The sequence below is a fragment of the Kribbella sp. NPDC050459 genome (assembly GCF_040655315.1).
In the GTDB taxonomy this organism is placed as follows: domain Bacteria; phylum Actinomycetota; class Actinomycetes; order Propionibacteriales; family Kribbellaceae; genus Kribbella.
The window spans coordinates 455832-481769 of the sequence record NZ_JBFAJQ010000003.1; the positions used below are offsets into that span (position 1 = coordinate 455832).

At 71.4% G+C, this 25938-nt stretch carries 26 protein-coding genes; 18 read left to right on the forward strand and 8 right to left on the reverse strand.

The window, feature by feature from the left end:
- Positions 1–28: 28 nt before the first annotated feature.
- Together AB0I12_RS13365 and AB0I12_RS13370 are read left to right on the forward strand one after the other, a co-directional pair.
- On the forward strand, positions 29–1003 hold the full coding sequence (locus tag AB0I12_RS13365) for a hypothetical protein (RefSeq protein ID WP_359928823.1): 975 nt from the start codon (positions 29–31) through the stop codon (positions 1001–1003).
- Positions 1000–1356, forward strand: coding sequence for a hypothetical protein (locus tag AB0I12_RS13370; RefSeq protein ID WP_359928825.1), 357 nt, complete (start codon positions 1000–1002; stop codon positions 1354–1356). Before AB0I12_RS13365 ends, AB0I12_RS13370 begins: the two co-directional genes overlap by 4 nt.
- 41 nt (positions 1357–1397) lie before the next feature.
- Here AB0I12_RS13370 and AB0I12_RS13375 read toward each other — a convergent pair whose 3' ends face one another.
- On the reverse strand, positions 1398–4085 hold the full coding sequence (locus AB0I12_RS13375; protein ID WP_359928827.1) for a GNAT family N-acetyltransferase: 2688 nt from the start codon (positions 4083–4085) through the stop codon (positions 1398–1400).
- 128 nt (positions 4086–4213) lie between these two features.
- On the opposite strand from AB0I12_RS13375, the gene AB0I12_RS13380 reads away from it, so the two are divergent.
- From AB0I12_RS13380 to AB0I12_RS13415, 8 genes are all read left to right on the forward strand, one after another.
- The gene (locus tag AB0I12_RS13380; protein WP_359928829.1) at positions 4214–5614 is read left to right on the forward strand and encodes a cytochrome ubiquinol oxidase subunit I; all 1401 of its coding nucleotides are present in this window, start codon (positions 4214–4216) and stop codon (positions 5612–5614) included.
- A gap of 10 nt (positions 5615–5624) precedes the next feature.
- Positions 5625–6632, forward strand: coding sequence for a cytochrome d ubiquinol oxidase subunit II (cydB, locus tag AB0I12_RS13385; protein ID WP_359928831.1), 1008 nt, complete (start codon positions 5625–5627; stop codon positions 6630–6632).
- Complete coding sequence (gene cydD, locus AB0I12_RS13390) at positions 6632–8260, forward strand: thiol reductant ABC exporter subunit CydD (RefSeq protein WP_359928833.1); 1629 nt, start codon at positions 6632–6634, stop codon at positions 8258–8260. The genes cydB and cydD overlap by 1 nt, the downstream gene beginning before the upstream one ends.
- Positions 8257–10044: a thiol reductant ABC exporter subunit CydC gene (gene cydC / locus AB0I12_RS13395; protein WP_359928835.1), complete on the forward strand. Its 1788-nt coding sequence runs from the start codon at positions 8257–8259 to the stop codon at positions 10042–10044. The genes cydD and cydC overlap by 4 nt, the downstream gene beginning before the upstream one ends.
- Positions 9972–12296: a phosphoketolase family protein gene (locus AB0I12_RS13400; protein ID WP_359929756.1), complete on the forward strand. Its 2325-nt coding sequence runs from the start codon at positions 9972–9974 to the stop codon at positions 12294–12296. Before cydC ends, AB0I12_RS13400 begins: the two co-directional genes overlap by 73 nt.
- Positions 12293–13114 carry a universal stress protein gene (locus tag AB0I12_RS13405; RefSeq protein WP_359928837.1) on the forward strand — a complete coding sequence of 274 codons (822 nt, stop codon included), beginning with the start codon at positions 12293–12295 and terminating at the stop codon, positions 13112–13114. The genes AB0I12_RS13400 and AB0I12_RS13405 overlap by 4 nt, the downstream gene beginning before the upstream one ends.
- Positions 13115–13183: 69 nt before the next feature.
- Complete coding sequence (locus AB0I12_RS13410; protein ID WP_359928839.1) at positions 13184–13762, forward strand: flavodoxin domain-containing protein; 579 nt, start codon at positions 13184–13186, stop codon at positions 13760–13762.
- 175 nt (positions 13763–13937) lie between these two features.
- A complete protein-coding gene (locus AB0I12_RS13415) occupies positions 13938–14312 on the forward strand; it encodes a VOC family protein (RefSeq protein WP_359928841.1) in 375 nt (124 codons plus the stop codon).
- 8 nt (positions 14313–14320) lie between these two features.
- Here AB0I12_RS13415 and AB0I12_RS13420 read toward each other — a convergent pair whose 3' ends face one another.
- A complete protein-coding gene (locus tag AB0I12_RS13420; protein ID WP_359929757.1) occupies positions 14321–14974 on the reverse strand; it encodes a response regulator transcription factor in 654 nt (217 codons plus the stop codon).
- Positions 14975–15202: 228 nt separating this feature from the next.
- Here AB0I12_RS13420 and AB0I12_RS13425 point away from each other — a divergent pair, with 228 nt between their 5' ends.
- Complete coding sequence (locus AB0I12_RS13425) at positions 15203–15844, forward strand: pyridoxamine 5'-phosphate oxidase family protein (protein ID WP_359928843.1); 642 nt, start codon at positions 15203–15205, stop codon at positions 15842–15844.
- Positions 15845–15870: 26 nt separating this feature from the next.
- Here the strand turns inward: AB0I12_RS13425 and AB0I12_RS13430 are convergent, their stop codons facing one another.
- From AB0I12_RS13430 to AB0I12_RS13450, 5 genes are read right to left on the reverse strand one after another with little or no spacing between them, the layout of a single operon-like run.
- Positions 15871–16110 (reverse strand): SHOCT domain-containing protein, encoded by a 240-nt coding sequence (locus AB0I12_RS13430; RefSeq protein WP_359928845.1) that lies wholly within the window; start codon positions 16108–16110, stop codon positions 15871–15873.
- 15 nt (positions 16111–16125) lie between these two features.
- On the reverse strand, positions 16126–16677 hold the full coding sequence (locus AB0I12_RS13435) for a hypothetical protein (protein ID WP_359928847.1): 552 nt from the start codon (positions 16675–16677) through the stop codon (positions 16126–16128).
- A gap of 14 nt (positions 16678–16691) precedes the next feature.
- Positions 16692–17612, reverse strand: a complete 921-nt coding sequence (locus AB0I12_RS13440) for a universal stress protein (protein ID WP_359928849.1) — start codon at positions 17610–17612, stop codon at positions 16692–16694.
- 10 nt (positions 17613–17622) lie between these two features.
- Complete coding sequence (locus AB0I12_RS13445; RefSeq protein WP_359928851.1) at positions 17623–18501, reverse strand: universal stress protein; 879 nt, start codon at positions 18499–18501, stop codon at positions 17623–17625.
- Positions 18502–18506: 5 nt separating this feature from the next.
- Positions 18507–19067: a hypothetical protein gene (locus AB0I12_RS13450; RefSeq protein ID WP_359928853.1), complete on the reverse strand. Its 561-nt coding sequence runs from the start codon at positions 19065–19067 to the stop codon at positions 18507–18509.
- Positions 19068–19250: 183 nt separating this feature from the next.
- Between AB0I12_RS13450 and AB0I12_RS13455 the strand changes: the two genes are divergently transcribed.
- The 3 genes from AB0I12_RS13455 to AB0I12_RS13465 are packed head-to-tail and all read left to right on the forward strand — an operon-like array spanning position 19251 to position 21725.
- Complete coding sequence (locus AB0I12_RS13455; RefSeq protein ID WP_359928855.1) at positions 19251–19874, forward strand: hypothetical protein; 624 nt, start codon at positions 19251–19253, stop codon at positions 19872–19874.
- Positions 19871–20836, forward strand: a complete 966-nt coding sequence (locus AB0I12_RS13460) for a nitroreductase family protein (RefSeq protein WP_359928857.1) — start codon at positions 19871–19873, stop codon at positions 20834–20836. The genes AB0I12_RS13455 and AB0I12_RS13460 overlap by 4 nt, the downstream gene beginning before the upstream one ends.
- A 13-nt stretch (positions 20837–20849) precedes the next feature.
- Positions 20850–21725, forward strand: coding sequence for a universal stress protein (locus AB0I12_RS13465; RefSeq protein ID WP_359928858.1), 876 nt, complete (start codon positions 20850–20852; stop codon positions 21723–21725).
- Positions 21726–21797: 72 nt separating this feature from the next.
- On the opposite strand, the gene AB0I12_RS13470 is transcribed toward AB0I12_RS13465, so the two are convergent.
- Entirely contained in the window at positions 21798–22847 is a 1050-nt protein-coding gene (locus AB0I12_RS13470; RefSeq protein ID WP_359928860.1) for a zinc-dependent alcohol dehydrogenase family protein, read from the reverse strand.
- A gap of 165 nt (positions 22848–23012) precedes the next feature.
- Between AB0I12_RS13470 and AB0I12_RS13475 the strand changes: the two genes are divergently transcribed.
- Genes AB0I12_RS13475 through AB0I12_RS13490 form a run of 4 tightly spaced genes read left to right on the forward strand, consistent with a single transcriptional unit; the run spans position 23013 to position 25930 of the window.
- A complete protein-coding gene (locus AB0I12_RS13475; RefSeq protein ID WP_359928862.1) occupies positions 23013–23879 on the forward strand; it encodes a universal stress protein in 867 nt (288 codons plus the stop codon).
- A 1-nt stretch (position 23880) separates the two neighbouring features.
- A complete protein-coding gene (locus AB0I12_RS13480; protein ID WP_359928863.1) occupies positions 23881–24795 on the forward strand; it encodes an ABC transporter ATP-binding protein in 915 nt (304 codons plus the stop codon).
- Positions 24774–25577, forward strand: a complete 804-nt coding sequence (locus tag AB0I12_RS13485; RefSeq protein ID WP_359928865.1) for an ABC transporter permease subunit — start codon at positions 24774–24776, stop codon at positions 25575–25577. Before AB0I12_RS13480 ends, AB0I12_RS13485 begins: the two co-directional genes overlap by 22 nt.
- Positions 25578–25579: 2 nt before the next feature.
- Entirely contained in the window at positions 25580–25930 is a 351-nt protein-coding gene (locus AB0I12_RS13490) for a hypothetical protein (protein WP_359928866.1), read from the forward strand.
- Positions 25931–25938: the final 8 nt, after the last annotated feature.

Genomic DNA, 25938 nt, shown 5'->3' on the forward strand with positions numbered 1-25938 from the left:
GGAGGAGAACCAGTGGGAGGAGCCTCCGGTGTCCGATCAGCTGCCGGCGAAAGACGTCGACGTCCTGCTCGCGGCGGCCGTGGCCGCACCGAGCATGCACAACACCCAGCCGTGGCGGTTCGAGGTCGAGGGCCACGTGATCGACGTGTACCTGGACGGCTCCCGCACACTTCCCGCCGAGGACCCGACCGGCCGGGCGATGCGGATCGCCGCCGGCGCCGCCACCTTCAACCTGCGCTGCGCGGCCGAAGGCCTCGGGTACGGCACCTGGTTCGGGCTGGCGCCGTACCCGCGGGAAGAACCCGACCTGCTCGCCCGGATCGTGCTCGAACCGACCGCCGCCCGGGACGAGGAGCTCCGCGACCTCGCCGTCCAGATCCCGTACCGGCACACCGACCGGAACCCCTCCGACGCGATCCCACTCACCGAGGACGTCCGCGTGCGGCTCCTGCGAGCGGCGTACGCCGAGGGCGCCGAGCTGACCTGGCTGGGCGAGGACGACGTCCGCGCCGTCCTCGACCTGGTGCTCGACGCCGACCTGCGCGAGATCCACGACTGGCAGCGCCGCGCCGAACGCGCGCACTGGGTCGGCGGCCGGCGCACCGGCGACGGAGTGCCCAGCACGGCGCTCGGACCTCGCGCCGCCAGCTACCCGTCCGCCGTCCGCGACCTCGGGACGCGGCCGACCGACCGGAGCCGCGCCGAGCGGTCCTTCGAGAAGCATCCGGATCTCGCCGTCCTGTCCACCGAGTTCGACGCCCCCAGCGACCAGGTGGCGGCCGGCGCCGCGCTCGAGCGGGTGCTGCTCGCCGCGACCCGCGACGGGGTCAGCGCGTCGTTCCTGAACCAGCCGCTCGAGTACGACGACCTGCGCCGCAAGGTGCAGCGCCTCACCGGCGCCCCGGGTCATGCCCACATGATCATCCGCTTCGGCCACAGCCGCTCCCACACCGGGACCGACCGCCGCCCGGTCGCCGACTTCCTCCCGAAGGAGCAGTCATGACCACCACCCTGCGTCAGGAGATCGACCGGTGGGAGACCGAGCTCAGCAACATCGCGGACTCCAGCCAGACCGACAACTGGTTCCTGGAGGAACGCCGGCTGGCCGAGGCCCAGCACACGCTGGTCGCCTTCCGCGGCCACATCCTGCCGATCCTCGCCGGCGGGGCGGACGCGGTCGTCGTCGACGAGATCGAGCATCTGCTCGATGCCCTCGAAGACTTCCGCAACGACCTGTTCCGCACCGTGCACCCCATCGACTCGCACCGCCGGATCGCGGAGACGGTCGCCGCCCTCCGCGCGCTGGCCAACGTCGCCCTGCGGTTCGAGCAGATGCCGGCACGGCAACCGTCCTGACCTTCCTCGGCTTTCCTCGGCCTTCCTCGGCCCTGCCCCGATCAGTCGCCGCGCATCCGGCGGGCATGCCAGTCGGGCTCGGGAACGGCCGGCGTCAGACGCATCCGTACGTCGACCGCGAACGCACCGGCCGGACCGGCGACGAGCGGGTTGATGTCGAGCTCGGCCAGCTCCGGGATTTGCTCCGCGAGCCAGGCGATCCGGTGGATGACATCGACGACCGCGGCCTGGTCGGCGGCGTCCGCGCCGCGGTAACCGGCCAGCAGCGGCGCACACCGCAGCGAGCGCACCATGTCGGCCGCGTCCAGGTCGGTCAGCGGCAGACCACGCCACTGGCGGTCGGCCAGCAGATCGGTGAGCGTCCCGCCGCTGCCGGCCATCACCATCGGCCCGAACAGCTGGTCGCGCACTGCCCCGATGACGAGTTCCGTGCCGCCCGGCGCCATCGGCTGAATCACCACGTGCGGATCTTCCGCGGCAGCCGCCACATCGTCGTACGCGGCGGCCAACTGCGCCGCGTCCGCCAGGTTGATCCGCACGCCGCCGATGTCGGTCTTGTGCACGACACCCGGCGCGGCCGTCTTCAGGGCGACCGGGTACCCGGCCTGCTCCGCGGCCGCGATCGCCTCCGGGCGGGAGGAAGCGGTCAGCACCGGAATCACCGAGATTCCGGCACGACGCAACAGCTGGTTCGCGTGGCGCGGGTCCAGCCATCCCCCGTCCGGTGACTGCTCGAAGAACCGGCGCACCACACCCTGAGCGCCGGCGACGTCCACGCGCCCCAGTACCGGTACGACGCCCTGCGGCCGGGCGCGCCACTCGGCGTACCGAACGGCGTGGGCCAGGGCGCGGACCGCGCTCTCCGGGAACGGGAACACCGGCAGTCGCCGCCCATCGGGCAGCGCGATCTCCGGCGTGGCGTGCGGTGAACCGACGCAGTTCACGACGACCGGCAGGTCGGCCGGCGCGGCGACGGCGGCGATGGTGTCGTAGATGTCCTCGACCCGGCCGGCCCTGGTCACGGCGTAGTTCACCACGACGCTGTCGGCCTCACCGCTGTCGATGATCACCCGCAGCGCCTGGGCCAGGCTGTGCGGCGACGCGGCCGCGCCGAGGTCGACGGGGTTCCCGCTCGCCACGGCGCCGGCCTCCCCCAGCTGTCTTTGCACGCTTTCGCTCAGCTCGGGTAATTCGAGTCCGAGCCGGCCGGCGGCATCGGCCGCCAGGATCCCCGCGCCGCCCGCGTTGCCGACCACAGCGACCCGGCGGCCCCGTGGCAGCGGCGGCACCGCCAGCACGCGGGCCGTCTCCACCAGTTCCTCGATGGTGTCCATCCGCAGGACGCCGGACTGCGCGAACAACGCGTCCACGGCCGTCTCCGGTGTCGCCGCCGCGGCCGTGTGCGAGGCACCGGCACGCCGGCCACCCGCGGACCGCCCGCCTTTCACGACCAGGATCGGCTTGGTCCGCCCGATCATCCGGGCCAGGCCGCCGAACTTGCGCGGGTTCCCGAAGGACTCCAGGTACAGCCCGATCACGGACGTTCGCGGCTCGCCCCACCAGTGCAGCAGGACGTCGTTGCCGCTGACATCGACCTTGTTGCCGAGGGAGACGAACTCGGAGATGCCGAGCCCGGTCCGGCCGGCGTGCTCGAGCACGGCGATACCGACCGCGCCCGACTGCGCCGCGATCGCCAGCGCGCCGGGCCGGGGCGCGACCTCGGCGAACGTGGCGTTCAACCTGATCTCCGCCGCGGTGTTGACCAGGCCCAGGCAGTTCGGCCCGATCAGCCGGATGCTGTGCCGGCGGGCGACCGCGAGCATCTCGCGCTGCAGCTCGCGACCGGCCGCGCCGAGCTCGGAGAACCCGGCGGTCAGCACGACCGCGCCCCCGACGCCCGCCGCGCCGCACTGCGCCAGTACGTCGGTCACCTGCTCGGCCGGGACCGCGATCACCGCGAGATCGACCGTCCGGGGCACCGCCGCGATCGTCGGGTACGCCGCGACATCGGCGATCCGCGTCGCCCGCGGGTTCACGGCGTACGCCGTCCCGGTGAAGCCGCCGGCGACGATGTTGCGCAGTACCTCGTGCCCGATACCGCCAGGCGACCGGCCGGCGCCGATGACCGCGACCGTCCGGGGCGAGAACAGGCGCTGCAGCGAGCGGTTCTCGGCCGCCCGCTCGCGATCGGCCATCCGCTCCAGGGTCGCCGGGTGGTACGCCGTGTCGAGCACGAGCTCCACCACGCCGCTGTCGAGCCTGCGGACCTGCTCGAACCCCGAGTCGGCGAGCACCCGCAGCATCTTCGCGTTCTCCCCCAGCGTGTCGGCCCGCAGCCGCTGGATGCCGTTCTCCCGGGCAGTCGCGACGAGCTGCTCGAGCAACAGCGTCCCGATCCCCTTGCCGTGCACGGAATCCTGCAGCAGGAAGGCCATCTCGGCCTCGCCCGCCCGGAGGATCTCGTAGCTCGCAATCCCGACGACGTCCTGGCCGTACTCCGCGACCAGTGCGACGTGGCCGTCCTGCTCGGCGGCGAGGTGATGGGTGTACTCGTCGGCCATCAGCCGGCTGATACCGAAGAACCGCAGATAGATCGACAAGTCCGACACGCGGCTGTTCATCGCCTTCAGCGCCGGCTCGTCGTCCTCGCGCACCGGCCGGATCCGCACCACCGACCCGTCCGACGCCAGCACGTCCCACCCCGCGCCCGGGTGCTCCACCGCCGTCATCGCGGCTCCCTTCGACACTCCACCAGCTCACCGCGGGACCCGGGACCGGATCCAGTGCCGTTGGGTCCCGGGCCGCCGGGACCTTTGCCTCTACGGCAGCACCGCCGATTGCCGGGACGCTGAGGGCCATGGATGCGATCGACCTTGCCCGATGGCAGTTCGGGATCACCACCGTCTACCACTTCCTGTTCGTGCCGATCACCATCGGCCTGTCGGCGCTCGTGGCCGGCCTGCACACGGCCTGGTACCGGACCGGGAAGGTCAAGTACCGGCAGCTCACCCAGTTCTGGGGCAAGCTGTTCCTGGTCAACTTCGCGATGGGCGTCGTCACCGGCATCGTGCAGGAGTTCCAGTTCGGCATGAACTGGAGCGCCTACTCGAAGTTCGTCGGCGACATCTTCGGCGCCCCGCTGGCGATCGAGGGACTGCTCGCCTTCTTCCTCGAGTCGACGTTCCTCGGCCTCTGGATCTTCGGCTGGGACCGGCTGCCGAAGAAGGTGCACCTGGCGTCGATCTGGCTCGTGGCCATCGGCACCCAACTGTCGGCGTACTTCATCCTGGCCGCCAACTCGTGGATGCAGTGGCCCGTCGGCTACACCTACAACCGCGCGAGCGGCCGGGCCGAGCTGCAGGACTTCGGCGCGGTGCTGACCAACAAGGTCGCACTGGTCACCTTCCCGCACACCGTCGCCGCCTGCTTCCTGACCGGCGGCGCCTTCATGCTCGGCATCGCGCTGTGGCATCTGCTGCGCAGTGACAAGCACGGGGGGCAGGAACGCCGGGAACTGTTCCGCCCGTGCGTGAAGCTCGGCGCGATCACGGTGCTCGTCGCCGCCGCCGCGGTCTTCGTGACCGGCGACATCCAGGGCAAGATCATGACCGAGACGCAGCCGATGAAGATGGCCGCGGCCGAGGCGCTGTACGAGACGTCGCAGCCGGCCGGCTTCTCGCTGCTGACGATCGGATCGCTGGACGGCCAGCGTGAGGTGTGGTCGGTGACCGTGCCGCACGGGCTGTCGTTCCTCGCGACCGGCACCTGGAGCGGCAAGGTCGAGGGCATCAACAACCTCCAGGCTGCGTACGAGCAACGCTTCGGCCCCGGCAGCTACAAGCCCAACATCCCCGTCACCTACTGGACGTTCCGGTTGATGATCCTGTTCGGGCTGCTGTCCGCGCTGGTCGCGGTGATCGCGCTCTGGTACATCCGCAAGGACGGCCGCAAGCCGTCGCGCTGGCTCGTCCGGGCCGCGATCGCGTTGCCGCTGCTGCCGCTGGTCGCGAACAGCTTCGGCTGGATCTTCACCGAGATGGGCCGGCAGCCGTGGATCGTGTTCGGCCTGATGCAGACCCGCCACGGCGTCTCGCCGACCGTCGGCGCCGGATCGGTGCTGACCTCGATGATCACCTTCACGCTGCTGTACGCCGTTCTCGCGGTGATCGAGGTCCTGCTGCTGCTCCGGTTCGCCCGGACCGTGCCGCAGACACCGCGCGCCGACGCACCCGAGCCCGACACCGCCTTCCTGTACTGAGGAGTCGACCGTGGAACTCACCGACATCTGGTTCCTGCTGATCGCGGTCCTGTGGACCGGCTACCTCGTGCTCGAGGGCTTCGACTTCGGCGTCGGCATGCTGCTGCCCGCAGTCGCCAAGGACCCCGTCGACCGCCAGGTCACGCTCCGGACCATCGGCCCGGTCTGGGACGGCAACGAGGTCTGGCTGCTGGTCGCCGGCGGCGCCACCTTCGCGGCCTTCCCGTTCTGGTACGCGAGCCTGTTCTCCGGCTTCTACCTCGCCCTGCTGGTCATCCTGGTCGCGCTCATCGTGCGCGGCATCGCCCTGGAGTACCGCAACAAACTCCACGACGAGGCCTGGCACCGGCGCTGGGACCTCGCGATCGTGATCGGCAGCGCCGTACCGGCCTTGCTCTGGGGCGTGGCCCTGGCCAACATCGTGCGCGGAGTACCGCTGAACGCGAACCACGACTTCACCGGTACGTTCTTCACCCTGCTCAACCCGTACGCACTGCTCGGCGGGCTGACCACGCTGGTCCTGTTCGCCCTGCACGGCGCGATCTTCCTCGCGCTCAAGACACACGGGCCGGTCCGCGACCGCGCCCGCGCGCTGGTGCTGCCGCTGGGCGGCGCGACCGTACCGCTGGCCGCGCTCTTCCTGATCTGGACCCAGTCGTACGACGGCTCGTGGATCACCTGGGCGCTGGCGCTGCTGGCGGCGGTCTGCCTGCTCGGCGGCATCCTTGCGTCGCGGGCAGGACGCGACGGTCTCGGCTTCCTCGGTACGGCGGCCACCATCGTCCTCGCCGCGGCGACACTGTTCGTCACGCTCTACCCGGACGTGCTGCCCTCGACGACGAACGCGGCGTACAGCCTCACCACGACCAACGCCGCGTCCACGCCGTACACGCTGAAGATCATGACCTGGGTCGCGGTGGTCTTCACGCCGATCGTGCTGCTCTACCAGGGCTACACGTATTGGGTCTTCCGCCGGCGGCTCACCCGTGACGACATCCCCCGCGTGAAGGTGGCCTGATGCCGGCCGTCGATCGGCGATTGCTCCGGCACACCCGCAGCACCAGGGCCTTGATGCTGCTGTCGGTCGTGATCGGCACCGCGCAGGCCGTACTCATCCTGCTCCAGGCCTCTCTGCTCGCAGGAATCATCGCCGACGCCTTCCTCGGCGGGCTCGACATCGATGGGCTCCGCGGTCCGCTGGCGGTGCTGGCCGCCACCTTGCTCAGCCGGGCGGCGCTCGCGTGGGTCGCGGAGGTGGTCGCGCAACGGTGCTCCGCCGCGGTCAAGTCCGAGCTGCGGATGCGATTCCTCGACAAAATCGTTGCTCTGGGCCCGCGGTGGCTGACCGGCGAGCGCAGCGGTGAGCTCACCACGCTGGCGACTCGCGGCATCGACGCCCTGGACGACTACTTCGCCCGGTACCTGCCGCAACTCGTGCTCGTCGGCATCGTCCCACTCGTGGTCGCGGCCCGCATGCTGGCGGCGGACTGGCTGAGCGCCGTCATCGTCGTGGTGACGCTGCCGCTGATCCCGGTCTTCATGGTCCTGGTCGGTCTCACCACCAAGGCCGCGACCGCCCGGCAATGGGAGACCATCCAGACACTCGCGCATCATTTCCTCGACGTCCTCGCCGGCATCGGCACGTTGAAGGTCTTCGGCCGGTCCCGCGCCCAGGTCGAGACGATCCGGCGGCTCGCCGACCGGCAACGACGGACGACGCTCGCCACCCTGCGGATCGCGTTCCTGTCCTCCCTGGTGCTCGAACTGGTCGCGACGCTGTCCGTCGCGCTGGTCGCGGTCTCGGTCGGGCTCCGGCTCGTGGACGGCCGCCTCGACCTCGAAACGGCACTGCTCGTCCTCATCCTCGCGCCGGAGGCCTACCTGCCGCTGCGGCTGCTCGGCACGCACTACCACGCCGGCGCCGAAGGACTCGCCGCAGCCGACCAGCTGATCACGGTGATCGAGCAGGAGACCCCGGAGCCCGGCCACGAGTCGGCCGATCCCGCGGCCGGGATCACCCTCCGAGGTGTCACGGTTCAGGGTCGCGAGGAAGCTGCCGGTCCGGGCGCGCTCGACGACGTGTCGCTCGTCATCGCGCCCGGCCGGGTCACCGGCATCGTCGGGCCCAGTGGCGGCGGGAAGTCCACGCTCCTCGGCCTGCTCCTCGGGACAGTCCGGCCGGATCGCGGCCAGGTTCTTGCCGGGAGCATCGATCTCGCCGGCGCCGACCTCGAGCGCTGGCGGCAGAACGTCGCCTGGCTGAGCCAGGACCCGACCCTGTTCGCCGGAACGGTTGCCGACAACATCGAGCTGGGCGCCTCCTCGGACGAGGCCGCCGTACGACGGGCGGCGCAGGCAGCGCGGGTCGACGTACCGCTGGACCTCGTGCTCGGCGAGCGGGGCGCCGGTGTCTCCGCCGGGCAGCGCCGGCGGATCGCGCTCGCCCGGGCGATCCTCCGCGACGCTCCCCTGCTGCTGCTCGACGAACCGACCGAGAGCGTCGACCCGGCCACCGAGCAGGCGCTCCTCGAATCGCTCCCGGCAGCATTCGCGGGACGCACCGTCGTTCTCGTCACGCACCGCCCCGCGCTGCTGGAGCTGTGCGACCACGTCGTCCAGCTCGACCGTACGGCGGTAGCGGCATGACGACGCTGCGGTGGCTGGCGACCGTCGCACGCCCCGAGCTCCGGCGGCTCAGCGCCGCCGCGCTGCTCGGCGTACTCGCGATGGCCTGTTCGATCGGCCTGATGGCGACCTCGGCCTGGCTGATCTCGCGCGCCGCCCAGCATCCGCCGGTGCTGTACCTGACCGTCGCGATCGTCGCGGTCCGCGCCTTCGGCATCGGGCGCGGCGTGCTGCGGTACGCCGAACGGCTGGTCGGGCACGATGCCGCCTTCAGGGTCCTCGGCCGGACCCGTGTCCAGGCCTGGATCGATCTCGACCGCGCCGCGCCCGCGGGCCTCGGCGGGTCCCGCGCCGGCGACCTGCTGACGCGGGTGACGCGGGACGTCGACGCGATCCAGGACCTGCTCGTCCGGGCACTGCTCCCGATCGCGATCAGCCTGATCACCGGTATCGCCACCGTCGCGTTGCTCACCGCACTCCTCCCGGCAGCGGGTGCGGTCCTCCTGCTCGGGCTCGTCGCGGCCGGAGTCGGAGGCCCGGCGGCCTCGCTCCTGTTGTCCGCCCGGGCCGAGCGCCGTTACGCGCCGGCCAGGGCCACACTCACCACCAGCGTCCACGAGTTGCTGACCGGCCTCGCCGACCTGACCGCGTACGGCGAGACCGACGAACGACTGCAGCGGATCCGGCAGCAGGACACCCGCCTGACGGGCATCCTGCGGCGCTCGGCGTCGTCGGCCGGAGCCGGCGCGGCCGTCGCGAACGCGGCACTCGCCTGCACCGTCACGGCCGAGATCCTCGTCGGCGTCCCCGCCGTACGCGACGGACGACTCGCAGGCGTCCTGCTCGCCGTCCTGGTCCTCACACCGCTGGCGGCGTTCGAGCTCGTCACCCCGCTGCCCGCGGCGGCGCGCTATCTGGTGCGCGGCCGGCAGGCGGCGGACCGATTGCGGGCACTGAGCGATCTCCCGGTCCCATCTGTTGCCTGGGGCACCGAAAAGGCCGACACCGTGGCCGACACCGTGGCTGACACTGCCGCCGGCACGCTGTCGGCCCGGCAGGTCACCGTGCGCTGGCCCGGCGCCGCCGCTCCGGCGCTCAGCACGTTCGACCTCGACCTGCGGCCCGGACGGCGGATCGGGCTGATCGGGCCCAGCGGTTCCGGGAAGAGCACGCTCGCCGCGACGTTGATGGGCTTCCTCGCGCCCGAGTCCGGCCAGGTCACCTTCGGCGGGACAGAGCTCGCCGCGCTCGACGAAGCGTCGTACCGCCGGCAGGTCGTGCTGTGCGGTCAGGACGACCACGTCTTCGACGCCACCGTCCGCGCGAACCTGCTGATCGGCGATCCCGGCGCCACCGACGAGCAACTCCTCGACGTGCTCGACCGAGTCCGCCTCGGGCCCTGGGTCCGACGCCAACCTGAGCGGCTGTCCACCACCGTCGGGGAACGCGGCACCCGCATCTCCGGCGGCGAACGCCAGCGCCTGGTGCTCGCCCGCGCGCTGCTCGCCGATCCCGCCGTGCTCGTCCTCGACGAACCCACCGCCCACCTCGACGGCCCGACCGCCGACGCCCTGATCCAGGACATCACCCACGCCACCGAGGGGCGGACCACGCTCCTCATCACCCACCGGTACCGCGATCTCGAGGCCGTCGACCAGATCGTCGACCTCGCGGAGGAGAACTCGTGCACGAACTCACTGGAAAACCCCTGTCCGCCGAGGAAGTCGCCGACCTGGACGCCTACTGGCGCGCGGCCAACTACCTCGCCGCCGGCCAGATCTACCTACTCGGCAACCCGCTCCTGACCGAGCCGCTCCAGGCGGAGCACATCAAGCCGCGGCTGCTCGGCCACTGGGGTACGACGCCCGGCCTCAACATGCTCTACACCCACCTCAACCGGGTGATCCGCCGCCGCGAACTGACCATGATGTACGTCATCGGACCCGGCCACGGCGGTCCGGCGATCGCGGCGAACACCTGGCTCGAAGGCAGCTACAGCGACACCTACCCGGACGTGTCCCGCGACGCGGCCGGCATGGCTCGCCTGTTCCGCCAGTTCTCGTTCCCCGGCGGCATCCCGAGCCACGTGGCGCCCGAACTGCCCGGCTCGATCCACGAGGGCGGCGAGCTCGGATACTCGCTCAGCCACGCGTACGGCGCCGCACTCGACAACCCGGACCTCGTCGTCGCGTGCGTGATCGGCGACGGCGAGGCCGAGACCGGCCCGCTCGCGGCGTCGTGGCACTCGAACAAGTTCCTCGACCCGCGGACCGACGGCGCCGTCCTGCCGATCCTGCATCTCAACGGGTACAAGATCGCCAACCCGGCGGTGCTGGCGCGGATCGGCGACGACGAGCTCACCCGGCTGCTGGAGGGGTACGGCTACCGGCCGTACCTGGTCGACGGCGCGGAACCCGAGCACGTCCACCAGTCCCTCGCCCTCACCCTCGACCAGGCGCTCGACAACATCGCGGCGATCCAGGCCGAGGCGCGGACGCACGACGGGGTGGCCCGCCGTCCCTGGCCGATGATCGTGCTGCGGACGCCGAAGGGCTGGACGGGTCCGCGCGAGGTCGACGGCGTACCGGTGGAAGGGACGTGGCGGTCGCACCAGGTGCCGCTGTCCGGCGTACGGACGTCGCCGGAGCACCTGCGGATGCTGGAGGACTGGCTGCGCAGTTACCGGCCGGAGGAGCTGTTCGACGCGGACGGCAGACCGGTGGAGCGGCTGCTCCGGCAGGTACCGCAGCCCACGCGGCGGATGGGGTCGAGCCCGCACAGCAACGGCGGCCTGCTCCGGCGCGACCTCGATCTGCCCGACGTCGCGCGGTACGCCGTACCGGTCGAGACGCCTGGTCAGACCGACCACGAGCCGACCCGGGTGCTCGGGGACTACCTGCGGGACGTGATGCGCGCCAACCTGCCGCACCGCAACTTCCGGGTCTTCGGGCCCGACGAGACCGCGTCGAACCGGCTGGACGCGCTCTACGAAGTCACCGGCAAGGCCTGGAACGCCGAAGTGCTGCCGACCGACGAGCATCTCGCCGTCGACGGCCGCGTGATGGAGATCCTGAGCGAGCACACCTGCCAAGGCTGGCTGGAGGGATACCTGCTGACCGGACGGCACGGCTGGTTCTCCTGCTACGAGGCGTTCGTGCATCTCGTCGACTCGATGGCCAACCAGCACGCGAAGTGGCTCAAGGTCACCCGTGCCCTCCCCTGGCGCCGGCCGCTTGCCTCACTCAACTATCTGCTCACCTCGCACGTGTGGCGACAGGACCACAACGGCTTCTCGCACCAGGACCCCGGCTTCATCGACCACGTCGTCAACAAGAAAGCCGAAGTCATCCGGGTCTACCTGCCGCCGGACACCAACACGCTGCTCGCGACGGCCGACCACTGCCTGCGCAGCAAGGACTACATCAACGTCGTCGTCGCCGGGAAGCAGCCGCAGGCCGACTGGCTCGGGCCCGAGGCCGCCGCGCTGCACTGCGCCCGTGGTCTCGGAGTCTGGGAGTTCGCGAGCAACGACGACGGCACCCCCGACGTCGTGATGGCCTGCGCCGGCGACGTGCCAACAATGGAGACGCTCGCCGCCGTCGGCCTGCTGCGCGAACACCTGCCGGCGCTGAAGATCCGCGTCGTCAACGTCGTCGACCTGATGCGGCTGCAGCCCGCGAGCGAACACCCGCACGGCCTGGCCGACGCCGACTTCGACGCGCTGTTCACCACGGACAAGCCGATCATCTTCGCCTACCACGGCTACCCCTGGCTGATCCATCGGCTCACCTACCGGCGGTCGAACCACGAGAACCTGCATGTGCGCGGCTACAAGGAGGAGGGCACCACGACGACGCCCTTCGACATGGTGGTGCGCAACGACCTCGACCGGTTCCACCTGGCGCTCGACGTGATCGACCGGGTGCCCGGTCTCGGGCAGCGCGCCGCCGACGTCCGCCAGTGGCTGATCGACCAGCGGGCCCGGCACCACGCCTACATCCTCGAGCACGGCGAGGACCTGCCCGAGATCCGCAACTGGCACTGGAGGACGCCATGAGCACCAAGAAGGTTGTCGCCGGCATCGACGGCCGGCCCGACTCCGACAACGCGATCCGCTGGGCGGCCGCCGAAGCCGCCGCCCGCGGAGCGGCCCTGCACCTGGTGCACGCGTTCGTCTGGGCGGAGTTCCGGGGCGTCCCCCTCGGCTCGAGCGACATGGCGCCGGGACTGCGGGCGCAGGCCGCCCAGATCGTCGCGGACGCGGTCGAGCTGGCGCGGAAGTTCGAGCCCGGCCTGGAGGTCGTCGGAGAGCGCGTCGACGGCTTCCCGGCCGCCGTACTGCTGACGGAGTCGCGGCACGCCGATCTCATCGTGATCGGCAGCCGGGTCACCGGACGGCTGCTCAGGCTGATCGTCAGCTCGGCCGGTACCGAACTCGCGGCGCGCGCACACTGCCCGGTGGTCGTCGTCCGGCCCACCGACGACGCGCTCGCCGGCAGCCGCGTCGTCATCGCGTACGACGGCTCGCGGGCCGCCGACGTCGCGGTCGACTTCGGGCTCGACTACGCGCGGCGGCGCGGGCTGCCCGCCCGCATCGTCGCGGTCCTCGAAGCGGACGAGGACGACGACCACGAGCTGCTCGCCGGGGTCCGGCAGCACGCGCTCGCCGCCGACACCGAACTCGTCGAGGTGACCGGCCATCCGTCGGAACTGCTGCTCGAATGGTCCGCCGACGCCGAGTTGCTGGTGGTCGGATCCCGCGGTCGCGGCGGCTTCCGCGGCCTCGTGCTCGGCTCGGTGAGCCAGACCATGCTGCACCAGGCGCCCTGCCCGGTCGCGGTCATTCCGCACGCGGCGATCGAACGTCCCGCGTAGCCGGGTCGTTCGGCACTGCCACGCAGCCGGCGCCGGCTGGTGTCCTTGGAGTGACCGAAGGAGGTCCTGATGTCCAAGAACGTACTCGTCGCGTACGCCAGCAAGTCAGGCGCGACCGCCGGCATCGCCGAGGCGATCGGGGCCGAACTGCGGGCGCACGGGCACGACGTCGACGTGCTCGACGTCAACCGCGTGCAGGACCTCGCCCGGTACGACGTGGTGGTGCTGGGCAGCGCCATCTACATCCGCCGGTGGCGCAAGGAGGCCGTACGGTTCCTGCGCCACAACGTCGACGCGCTCCGCGAGCGTCAGGTGTGGCTGTTCCACAGCGGCCCGGTCGGACCCGACAAGGATCAGGACCAGGACATGCCGCCGGCCGTCCGCCACCTCGCGCACGAGATCGGCGCGACGCCCGCCATGACGTTCGCCGGCCGTCTCGAACCGGACACCGCCAAGGGATTCCTGGCCCGCCGCCTCGCCACCGGCAACCTCGCCGGCGACTCCCGCGACTGGGACAAGATCCGTGCCTGGGCAGCCGACATCAGCGCCGCCGTCGAGGCCACCGAACGCAGCACCTGGCACCGTCCCGCAACCAGCCAGTCCCCGAATCACGCCGCCCGTCCCCCGGCCGGGCACTTCCTCGACTGACCGGAGCCGAGGCGGGCACGCCGTCACCATGCGGTCCCCGGTGACGGTGGCCGGTCACGACATGTTGGAGTGGGATGTGGGGCTGGGAGCTCCCGGCTCTGCGCGGGGCGGGGCCGGCGCTGGACGTGTGAGGGTGCGGCGGAGGAGAGTCAGCAGGGGGGGAAGGAGTCAGGTCATGAAGCTTCACGCCACGTGTCTCGACCATGTTGTGCTGAACGTGTCCGACGTCGATGCGAGCCGGCGGTGGTGGTCGGCGCTGACCGGCGTACACGCGACGCTGGACCATGAGGGCGAGGTGTCGTTCGTCGTCGGCGGGCAGGCGATCCGGCTCCGCGCGGGTACGCCGGCACCGCGGGGATCGATCGGCGTCTGCCTGATCGCGGACGCCTCGATCGACGCCCTGTACGAGCGCGCCGAGCAGTTGCACGCCGCCCACGGCTCGGTCCATCCACGCACGACAGCCACCGCGCCCGCGCAGGCGCTCACCCTGGAGGACCCCGACGGCTACCAGGTGGAACTCGCCACCTTCACCCCGGAAGGTCCCGGTTGAGTCGTGCCCTAGCTGCGGTTCTGTTTCTTCGCGTGCTCGACGGCGAAGACGGCGGCCTCGGTGCGGCGTTCCAGGTCGAGTTTGCGTAGCAGTGAGGACACGTAGTTCTTCACGGTCTTCTCGGCCAGGTACAGCGACTGGGCGATCTGGCGATTGGTCTTGCCCTCGGCGATCTCGGCGAGGATGCGACGCTCTTGCTCGGTCAGCGACGCGTACCGCGGGTCCTCGGCCTCGGCCGGGTGCCGCAGCCGCTCGAGCACCTTCACCGTCATCGACGGGTCGAGCAGCGACTCACCGGCCGCCAGCCGGCGGACGGCGTCGATGAGTGCCTGGCCGTTGATCTGCTTGAGCAGGTACCCAGCCGCGCCGGCCATGATCGCGGTGAACAGCGCCTCGTCGTCGGAGAACGAGGTCAGCATCAGGCAGGCGGGCGGATCGTCCATCTGCGAGCGCACCTCGCGGCACACGCTGATGCCGTCGCCGTCGGGCAGCCGCACGTCCAGGACCGCGACATCGGGCCGGACAGCGGGGATGCGGGCGACCGCCTCCGCGGCCGTCGCCGCGTCGCCGACGACCTCGATATCCGGCTCCGCGTCGAGCAGCTGGTGCAGGCCGAGCCGCACCACCTCGTGGTCGTCGAGAAGGAACACCTTGATGGTCATCATCGTCTCCTTGGCTTCACGCCGTATCCCGCCCCAGCCGGGCGCTCGCTTCAGCATGCCGCTGGCTCCACCGTACTGCCAGGGACCTCGGACCCGACCGCCCCGGGACCTTCGGCGCGTGCCGTCCGGCCCGTCCGGGAGTGACCTCGGACCCTGCCCGCACGGACGTCCGGCTGATTGGCTGGACCTGTTGGGTGGAACTGACAGTTCGACCGGAAAGGCAGACCGATGGACACACAGACCGCAGGCGGGCCGAGCAGCCTCGGCACCCGGATCCGGCACCGCCGGCAGGCCCTCGGTCTGAGCACCGCGGAGGTCGCCGAACGCGCCACCCTCACCACCGACCGCATCGACCAGATCGAGACCCGGCCGTTCGCGCTGACCGGAGCCGAGCTGCTCCGGCTGGCCCACGCCCTCGACTGCACGGTCGAGGAGCTGACCGGACCGCGGCACCCGGCGACCTCGCACCAGCCGCCGATCGCCCCTGTCCTCGAGCCGATGCGGCAGGAGGAGTGCATCGTCCTGATCCGGTCCGGCTCGGTCGGGCGGATCGCGTACACCGGGATCGACGAGGTCGTCGTGATCCCGGTCAACTACTGCTACCGCAACGAGCTGATCATCTTCCGCACCGCGGCCGACAGCGCCGTCGCACAGTTCGACCTGGAGCCGATCGCGTTCGAGCTCGACCTGTTCGACGAGGGCATGCGGGACGGCTGGAGCGTCCTGGTCAACGGCCATGTCCGCCCGGCCACCGACGCCGAGACCGACGCCGCCCGCGGCCACGTCGACCCCTGGGCCGGCGGCGCCCGCGAGACCTACATGGTCATCGACCCGCGCCGGATCACCGGCCGCCGCATCCGCTCCTGGTAGTCGCGGGCCCCGCCGGACGGTCGGGGTCACACGTCCAGCTCGTGCTCGCGGAGGCGGGCGCGGGCTTCGTCGAAGTCCTCGCGGGTGATCTCACCGGCGGCGTACCGGCGTTCGAGGATGTCCAGCGGCGACGGGAGGGCCGGCGGCCGGCGGGGTGGTTGCCGGATCATCCGGACCGCCGCCACGGCCGCGACGCCCACCACGAGGATCCACAGGACGAGCACCAGGACCGACCAGAAGGCCGCGTCCGCAGTCGAGTAGTGCATCAACGTCGGTCCCTCCTATCCGGCAACCCGCGCCGAACCGGTCAGCAGCCGGCCGAGTTCCTCGCCCCAGCGCCGGGCGCGCTCGAGCTCGACGTCGCGGATCGGCCCGGTGGTGTCGCTCACGAAGAAGCTCTCGGACGTGCCGAGCATCCGGTAGCCCATCCGGCGCAGCAGCTTCGCCGCCGACCGCGCCGCCGAGCCCGGCAGGTGCCGCACCTTGGCGATCCGGGTGTCGAAGGTCGTCACCCGCAGGCTGTCCGGGCGGCTCCCGTCCGCGCGCTCGAGCGCGCCGAGCCACTCGCGGATGCCGACCTCGATCGGCATCACCACATCGGCCTGCTGCACCGCGCCCTGGCGCGTCGACAGCCGGCTCATCGAGAACGCATGCGTCGGTCCGCCGACGACCAGCAGCCGGACGTCGCCGGGGACGACGTCGGGCGCCCGGTTCACCGGCACGGTGTCGGCCGCGACGTAGCGCCGCAGCCCGTCGCGGATCGCCCGCGCGATCCGCTCGGTGTTGCCGAACATCGTCTCGTACACGATCAGCGCACGACCACGCTCGGACATGACTCCTCCTCCTGTCAGGTCGCCGGAACGACGGAGCCGACCCGCCGGGCCACGACCGGGTGTTCCTGCTCCGCCTCGGTCAGGTGATGCGGGACGATCGCGACCGGGCAGGTCATCGCAGCCGTCGACCGGCGCGCGACCGGGTCGATCGGCAACGGGCCGCTGTGCGCGCCGACGACCACCAGACCGACCTCGCTGCTCTCGTGCACCAGCGCCGCGGCCGGCGGCCGGCTGCTCAGGAACCGGGTCACCTTCACGGTCGGGAACCGGCTGGTCCACGGCGCGAGCCGCTCCGACAACACGTACTCGGCCCGGCTGATCCACGAGCATTCCGGATCCTCGTCGACGAACGGGCGCTCGGCCGGCAGCCCGGCGTGCACCACGATCAGGTCGCCCTCCCGGGCCGCCGCCTCGCCGAACGCGAACTCCAGCGCCTCCGCGGACAGCGCCGTACCGTCGATGCCGACGGCAACCTTCCGGTCGAGCAGCGACGGCTTCCAGGACAGCGGTACGACGACCACCGGGCAACCGGCCCGCGCCGTCAGCGTGAGGTTCGCCTGGGTGTGCACCAGTCGCTGCGGACCGCGGCTCCGGGATCGTCCGACCACCAGCATCCGCGCGTTCCGCGCCGCGTGGGCGAGCACCCGCGAGCGCGAGCCCTCACCGGCGACGGCGGCCAACTCCAGCCCGTACCCGTTGCGGTGCCGCAGGTGGGCGACCGCCGTACGCAACGCCGCGTCGGCCATCTCGGCCGGCGGCTTCGGTGCGTACGCCGTCATCGGCGTGGCCAAGCCGTGCGCGGAGTACGGCGCCACCAGCACCAGCTCGGCGCCGAACCGCAATGCCTCCGCCGTGGCGTAGTCCACCACCCGGAGGTTCTCCGCGGTCCCGTCGACCTCGACCACAACGGGCCCGGTCCGGTTCCAGGCATTCATCTGTCTCACCTCATACTTGAACGGGTACGACGGCCAGGGGGCACGTCGCGTGATGCAGGGCGCCGCGGGTCACCGAACCGAGCAGGACGGACATCAGCCGCGTGCGGTGCCGGCTGCCGACGACGAGCAGCTGCGCGTCGGCCTCCTCGGCGCCGGTGACGACGCCGTCGACCGCATGGCCGCGCCGGGCCTCGATCTGGACGGGCGTGTCCGGGTACTTGTTCTGCCACTCCGCGGCAAGGTTCTCGAGGTGCCGCTGCGCGTTCTCCGCCCATTCGGCACCGGCTCCGGAGGAATTCATCGCGTCCCAGCTGTAGACGGCCGGCAGGTCCCACACGTGCAGCAGACGAACCGGCAGGTTCCGTTCCGCGGCGGCCTCGATCGCGAACTCGATCACCGGGGTGTTGTCGTCCGCGTCGTCGACGGCGACGACCACCGGTCCAGCGTGGTCGGTGGGCTTCCAGCCCGGCGGCACGATCACGACCGGCATCATCAGGTGGGCCGCATGGGTCACGACCGCCTCCGAGGTGGAGCCGATCAGCAACCGCTTGAACGTCCCCAGTCCGCGCCGGCCGACAACCAGCATCCGGCTTCCGGCGGCCGCGTCGACCAGTGTGCGGGCCGGCGGGCCGACCAGCAGGCCGGCCTCGTGGTCGAGCGCCCCCGGGGTGTCGTCCAGGTAGGTCTGGACCTGGCCGACGAGTTCCGTCGATGCGTCGTCCACCGCGTCCGGCTCCCAGCCACGGGCGTGCCGCAGCCGGTCGTCGATCACGTGCACGGCCTGGAGGGGCTCCTGCCGGAGCAACGACTCCTGCAGGGCCCACTCCAGTGCACCGGTGTCACGCCAGGAGCCGTCGACCCCGACCTGGACGACCGGCCGCGCGGTCATCGTGTTCACTGCAGCCACGGGTACTTGCGAACGAAGTTCAGGCTGCTCCACCACCTGCCCAGACCCCACCAGCTGCCGGCGGCGACCAGTGCGAGGGCGACCAGGGTGATCGCGCCGAGGATGTGCTCGTCCAGGGCCGGGTTGTTCTCCGGCGGCAAGTTGGCCGACCACATCAGCAGGTACAGCAGCGCGCCGCTGACGGCGGCGATCCGCATACCGATCCCGAGGGTCAGTGCGAAGCCGATACCGGCCAGGCCGACCATGAACAGCGGGGTGACCCACCAGTCACCGACCAGCGACTGGTAGAAGTCGGCCAGCGGCCCGGAGGTGCCCTTGCCCAGGAAGCCCGCGGTCGGGTCGCCGCCGTCGATCCAGCCCTTGCCGGACGGGGTCGCGTAGCCGAAGCCGAACAGCTTGTCGAAGAACGCCCACAGGAAGGTCAGGCCGAACGCGATCCGCAGGACCGCGAAGGTCCGGCCGGCCGCCGTGGTGATGATCGGGTAGCGATCACCGTCGGGCTCCATGCTCGGAGCGGGGATGTGACGCCGTTGCGTCGTGGTGCTCATGGTCTCGTCCTTTCCATCGATCCTTCATCTCGATCGTGGGCGATCGCGGGCTCGACGTTCAGAGTCGTGACACCCCAGCCGCCGGTGCCGAACGGCCCGTGGGTCCCGGGACGTATGCCGCTGCCCGGCGGGAGGCCCGCGGGCAGACGCTGGAATCCCAGAACCGCAGGCACGGAGGTAGCGATGCTGACCGACCAACTGACGTCCGCCGCACTGGGCGTACTGCTGCACGCGGCCGGGACGGCGCCGGGTCTGCACGTACCGAGCCCGTGGCGCGCCGAGGTCGACGGCCACCTCGTCGACCTCTACCTCGACGACGAGCCGGCGACCCCCGACGTGGTCGCCCGGGTACGCCGGATCGCGACCGGCGCGGCGGTCTTCAACCTGCGCTGCGCCGCCGCGTCGCTGAGCTTCGACAGCTGGGTCAGTCTGTATCCGTACCCGCACGATCCCGGCCTCGCCGCCCGCATCCTGGTCGAGCCCACCGGCCTGCCGGACCGCGAGCTGCAGCAGCTCTACACCGCGATCCTGTCCCGGGACGTCGCCCGCCCGGCGACGCCACCGGACGAGCAGCTCCGCCGAATGCTCGCCCGCGCCGCCGCGATCGAGGACGCGCAGCTGATCTGGCTTCCGGTCGACTCGCTGGCGGTCGTCGTCACGAACGGCGCCGAACCCGCCGACCAGATCCGGGCCGGGATCGCCCTGGAGCGCGTCCTGCTCACCGCCACCGCACACGACGTGCGGGCCGACTGCCTGAACCACACCCTGATCCGCTTCGGGGAGCGGACCGGAACGGACCGGAGATGATCGCCGAACTGACCGAGGACGAGGTCGGCATCCTGCTGACCGCCGCCGTCCACGCCCCGTCCATGCACAACACCCAGCCCTGGCGTTTCGAGGTCCACGGCCCGGTCGTCGACGTACTGCTCGACGAGGAACGTGGCCTGCCCTTCGAGGACGTCTCCGGTCGCGGCGCCCATCTCGGCATCGGCGCCGCGGTGTTCAACCTCCGGGTCGCGGCCGCCATGCTCGGCCACGAGACCCGCTTCGCGACGTCTCCCGATCCGGCCCGGCCCGAGATCAAGGCCCGGGTCTACCTGGACGGCCGTGGGACGCCGGTCCCCGATCTCAGCTGCCTGTACGGCGAGGTGGCGCAGCGACACACGTACCGCGGGCCGTTGCTCGATCACCCCGTCCACCCGGCCGTACGGCGCGAACTCGACGAGGCCGCCCGCAGCGAAGGAGCCGAGCTGCACTGGCTCGAGCCGCCGGACATCTCCGGTCTGCGAGTCCTGCTCCACCAGGCCGACGCCGAGGACGGCTACGACGAGGACCGCCGCCAGGAGCGGGAGACCTGGATCGGCGGCGACCGGTCGGGCGACGGAGTCCCCGAGCGCGCGCTGGGCCCGCAGCCGGTCCGGCAGTCCTTCGTCCGCGACCTGTCCGCCGGCTTCGACAGCACGCATCGCAGCCAGGCTGTCTACGAGACGGCTCCGGCCATCGTCGTACTCAGCACTCACGACGAGGACACCGACGCCTGGACACGGGCCGGTCTGGCCCTGCAGCGGGTGCTGCTCGTGGCCACGTCGTACAACCTCAGGGCGTCGTTCCTCGACCAGCTCCTCGAGCGTCCGGCACCACGCGCCCAGGTCCGCGAGCTCATCGGCGGCCGGTGGCCGCAAATGGTGCTGCGGATCGGTTATCCCGCACAGACCGACGGCCACGCCGGCCGCCGGGACTGGCACGAGTCCTTCGACCGGTGGTTCTAGACAAGGAGATCCCATGACCACGCAGCCCGCCCCGATCGTCGTCGGGTACGACGGTTCGACCGGCAGTCAGAGCGCCCTTCGCTGGGCCACCGCGGAGGCCGTCCGGACGATGGCACCGCTCCGGCTCGTCGAAGCGTTCGAACTCGTCATCATCACCCGGCCCTCACCCGGTCACGTCGTACCGCTTGAGGCGGTCCGGACGGCCCGCCAGACGGGCCTCGACGCCGTCGCCGAGAACGTTCGTCTGCACCATCCCGGTCTCACCGTGGAGACACGGCTCGAGGGGGGACCCGCGGCGCGGGCCCTGATCGACGCCGCCGAGGAGGCCCGCACGGTCGTCCTCGGCTCGCGCGGACTGGGCGGCTGGAGCGGTCTCCTGGTCGGCTCGGTCGCCGTTCAGGTGACCACGCACGCGCAGTGCCCGGTCGTCGTGATCCCGCACGAGCAACAGCAGCGCGCGCCCCGGGCAGCGACCGTGGTCGTCGGCGTCGACGGCTCGAAGGCCTCGGCGAAGGCGATCGACTTCGCGTTCGACCAGGCCGAGGCCATGCACGGCGAGGTCGTCGCGGTGCACGCGTGGACGAGCCCGTTCCTGACCTACGACGACGGCGCGTCGATGCTGCAGTTCGACGAGGCGAAGGTCCGCGAGGAGGCCCGGTTGCTCGTCGCGGAGTCCGTGGCGGGCGCGGCGGCCGACCATCCGGACGTGCACTGGACCACCGAACTGACGATGGGCGCCGCCGCCCAGGCCCTGGTCCGGCGCGCCGAATCCGCGGACCTGGTCGTCGTCGGCTCGCGCGGCCGGGGCGGCTTCACCGGCCTGCTGCTCGGGTCCGTGGGCCAGACGGTGCTGCACCACGCCCACTGCCCGATCGCCGTCGTGCGCTGAGTGCTCCGCAATGAACCGCGGTCCGCGACGACTCGTCGCGGACCGCGGTTCGTTGTGGTGTCAGTTGTGCTGTCAGAAGCCTTCCTCCCCGAACAGCGCGACCTTCAGCGCGCCCGTGGTGGCCGGGTCGGCGAACACGTCGTACGCGTCCTGCATCTCGTCGAGGCCGAACCGGTGGGTGATCAGGCCGGGCAGCTGCAGCCGGCCGGCAGCCAGCATCGACAGCAGACGCGGCGTGGAGAACGTGTCGACCAGACCGGTCGTGATGGTCACGTTCCGGATCCACAGGTCTTCCAGGTGCAGCGTCGCCGGAGCGCCGTGGACACCGACGTTCGCGACGGTGCCGCCCGGGCGGACGAGGCGGGTGCAGAGCTCGAAGGTGGCTGGTACGCCGACCGCCTCGATCGCCACGTCGGCGCCGAGCCCGCCGGTCAGCTCGCGAACCTTCGCCTCGACGTCCTCGTCCGGACCGAGCGCCAGATCGGCGCCGCGGTCGAGCGCGGCCTTGCGCCTGGAGTCGGCGGCGTCGACGACCACGACCCGCGCGGGGGTGAACAGCTTGCTGGTGGCCAGCGCCGCCAGTCCGATCGGCCCCGCGCCGACGATCACGACGGTGTCGCCAGGAGCGACGCCGCCGTTCAGGACGCCGACCTCGTACGACGTCGGCAGGATGTCGGCCAGCAGCACCGCTTCCTCGTTGCTGACGTTGTCCGGCAGCTTGTACATCGACCGGTCGGCGAACGGAACGCGGACCTGCTCGGCCTGGGTGCCGTCGATCAGGTGGCCGAGGATCCAGCCGCCACCGCCGAGGCACTGCCCGTAGTGGCCTTGCCGGCAGTACTCGCACCGGCCGCAGGCCGTGATGCAGGAGATCAGGACCCGGTCGCCGACCGCCACGCCGCGGACGCCGTCGCCGACGGCCGTGATCGTGCCGACCGCCTCGTGCCCGAGGATCCGCCCGGGCTCGACGGTGGGCACATCGCCTTTCAGGATGTGCAGGTCGGTGCCGCAGATCGTCACCGCGTCGACGCGCACGATCGCGTCCTCGGGATCCTGGATCACCGGATCCGGCACGTCGTGCCAGCTCCGCTTGCCCGGACCGTTGTAAACCAATGCCTTCATCACGAACCTCCCTGAGCGTTACGTCCCACCCTCGACTCTGGCGCGCGGGCCGGACGCGGACAGCGGCCGAACAACACGTCCCGGCGGGACCTTCGGCCCTGCCCCGCCCACCGGCGTCCGGCTTGACTGGGACTGCGGTGGTACGACCCCGAGGAGGCGCCCGATATGACCAGCGAACTGCCGGTACTGGCCGGGATCGACGGATCCCGCGACGGCCTGATCGCCCTCACCTGGGCCGCGTCGTACGCCGTCCTGCACGACGCGCCGCTGCACGCCGTGTACATCCTCGACGACGACCAGCAATCGCCTCCCGGCGCACCGATCGAAGGCCCGGACGACGGCACCGAGGTGCTCGACGACGCACTGCGGGAGCTCGAACGGATCGGCTTCCGGTCGGCGTCGCTCGAGGTCCGGCACGGGCATCCGGCGCAGGTGCTGCTCGAGCTCGCGGAGCGGTCGATCGCCCTGGTCGTCGGCCGCCGCGGCATGGGCGGCTTCGCCGAGCTGGTCCTCGGCTCCACGTCCCAGGTCTGTACGGCGCTGAGCACCGACGTGCCGCTGATCGTCGTACCGGACACCTGGGACCCGGCCGCACCCGCGCGCGGCCGGATCGTGGTCGGCATCGACGGATCCGTCGAGGGACAGGACGCCGTGCGGTACGCGTTCGAGCTGGCCGCCGCCACGCACGCGGGGATCGTCGGCGTGCACGCCGTCGAGCTGCGGGAGAACTACCCGGATCCGCGCGTGTGGCTCGACCCGGACCGGCAGCCGTGGATCGACCAGTCCGACGAACTCCTGGCCCAGACGCTCGACGGCTGGACCGCGAAGTACCCCGAGGTCGCGGTGCGGCGGCACGGCGTCACCGACCATCCCGTCCTGGTCCTCGCCCGCGAGTCCGCGGCCGCCGACCTGGTCGTCGTCGGAGGCGTCGGGCAGACCGCGTTCTCGGAGCTGCGCCTCGGATCCGTCGCGCGCGGACTGCTCTACCACTCGCAATGCCCGGTCGCCGTCATCCACCATCGGGAGCCGTGAGATGGACACCGTCATCAAGACCCGCGGGCTGACGAAGCGCTTCGGCCGGCGGACCGCCCTCGACGGGCTCGACCTCGACGTACCGCCCGGTGTGATCGTCGGGTACCTCGGGCCGAACGGCGCCGGCAAGACCACCACGATCCGGCTGCTCGCCGGGCTGATCCGCCCGACCGCCGGCTCCGCGATCGTGTTCGGCTTCGACGCCGCCGACCAGTACGACGCCCTGCAGCGGCGGATCGGCTACCTGCCGGGCGAGTTCGCGGCGTACCCCGACCTGACCGGCACGCAGTACCTGGACTACTTCGCCCACCTGTACGGCGGCGTCGACCGGGCCCGGATCGACCTGCTGGCCAAGCGGTTCGACCTCGATCTCGGTGTCCGCATCGCGGCGTTGTCGCGCGGCAACCGGCAGAAGATCGGGATCGTCCAGGCGTTCATGCACGAGCCGGACCTGCTGATCCTCGACGAGCCGACCTCAGGCCTCGACCCGCTGATGCAGCGCGAGTTCCGCACCCTGCTCCGCGAGACCAGCGACGCCGGCCGGACGGTGTTCCTCTCGTCGCACGTGCTCTCGGAGGTCGAGGCCGTCGCGGACACCGTCGCGATCCTGCGGGCCGGCCGCCTGGTCACCGTCCAGTCGGTGCAGGCCCTCAAGGACCGCGCCCGGCGCCGCCTCGACCTCACCTTCGCCGACGTACCGCCGGCTGCCACGATCCACGCCGTCCCCGGCGTTCACGACGTCACTGTGGACGGCCGCACCGCTCGCGTCACGGTGACCGGATCCACTGCCGAGCTGATCCGGGCGGTCGCGCCGTACGAGGTCACCAACGTGCTGAGCCACGAGGCGGATCTCGAGGCCGCGTTCCTCGACTACTACGACGGCCAGGGGGAACCATGTTCCGCAACGTCTTCCTGAAGTCGCTGCACGACGCCCGCCGCGGACTGATCGGCTGGTCGATCGCGATCGCCGTCCTGGTCCTGCTCGAGTGCGCGCTGTGGCCCTCGGTGCGGGACATGCCCGACCTGAAGGAGCTGTACTCCTCGTTCCCCGAGCAGCTGCGCAAGTTCTTCAACCTGGAGGCGATGACGACCGGCGCCGGATTCCTCAACGCGGAGCTGTTCACGCTCCTGCTCCCGGCGCTGTTCCTGGTCTACGGCATCGGGCACGGCGCCCGGGCGGTGGCCGGCGAGGAGGAACGCGGCACGCTCGAACTGTTGCTCGTGACACCGGTCTCGGGCTCGCGGATCGTCGTCGACAAGGCAGCGGCCCTTGCCGTGTCGGTGACCGTGCTCGGCGTCGCGCTGTTCGCGGCGACGACGGTCGGCAGCCTGGTCTTCGACCTCGGGATCTCGGTGCCGCAGGCCGCGGGCGGCGCGCTCGCGCTGACCCTGCTCGGCATCGAGTTCGGTGTTCTCGCACTCGCGGCCGGTGCGGTCACGGGCCGTCGCGGCACCGCTGTCGCCATCGCGGCGACGGCCGCCACCGCGGCGTACGTCGTCTACGCGATCGGGTTGATCCTCCCGCGGTTCGAGGCTTGGCAGCCGTACTCCCCCATCTACCAGGCCTTTCACGGCGGACCCCTGGGCGCGGGGCTCCAGCTCAGCTACCTGTGGCTGGCCGCCGGGGCGGTCGTGGTCACGCTGTTCGCCCTGCCGGCGCTCGACGGCCGCGACATCTCGACCGCGCACGCGGGCTGACCATGGCCACCGTTCCCCGCCGCGACGTCCTCGCCTCGCTGCTGATCGCCTTCCTGCTGGCGGTCCAGTTGCCATTCGTTGCACTGAGCAACCGTGCGGGCGCCTGCCTGTCGCTGATGGCGATCGGCGGCGTCGTCCTGCTGCTCGGCGGCGCGCTGCGCCAAGACCTCGGCGGATGGCTGGCCCTGTCCCTCGCCGTCGTGTCCGCGGTGACCGGCACGCTGGCGATCCCGCTGCCGTCGGCCCTGCTGTCCACGATCTCGATCGGCTCGATTCTGGTTCTGTGGTCGGTCACGCTCACCACACATCTGACCTTCCGCGCCCCCGAGCTCGACCCAGCCACCCGCCACTGACGGACCGC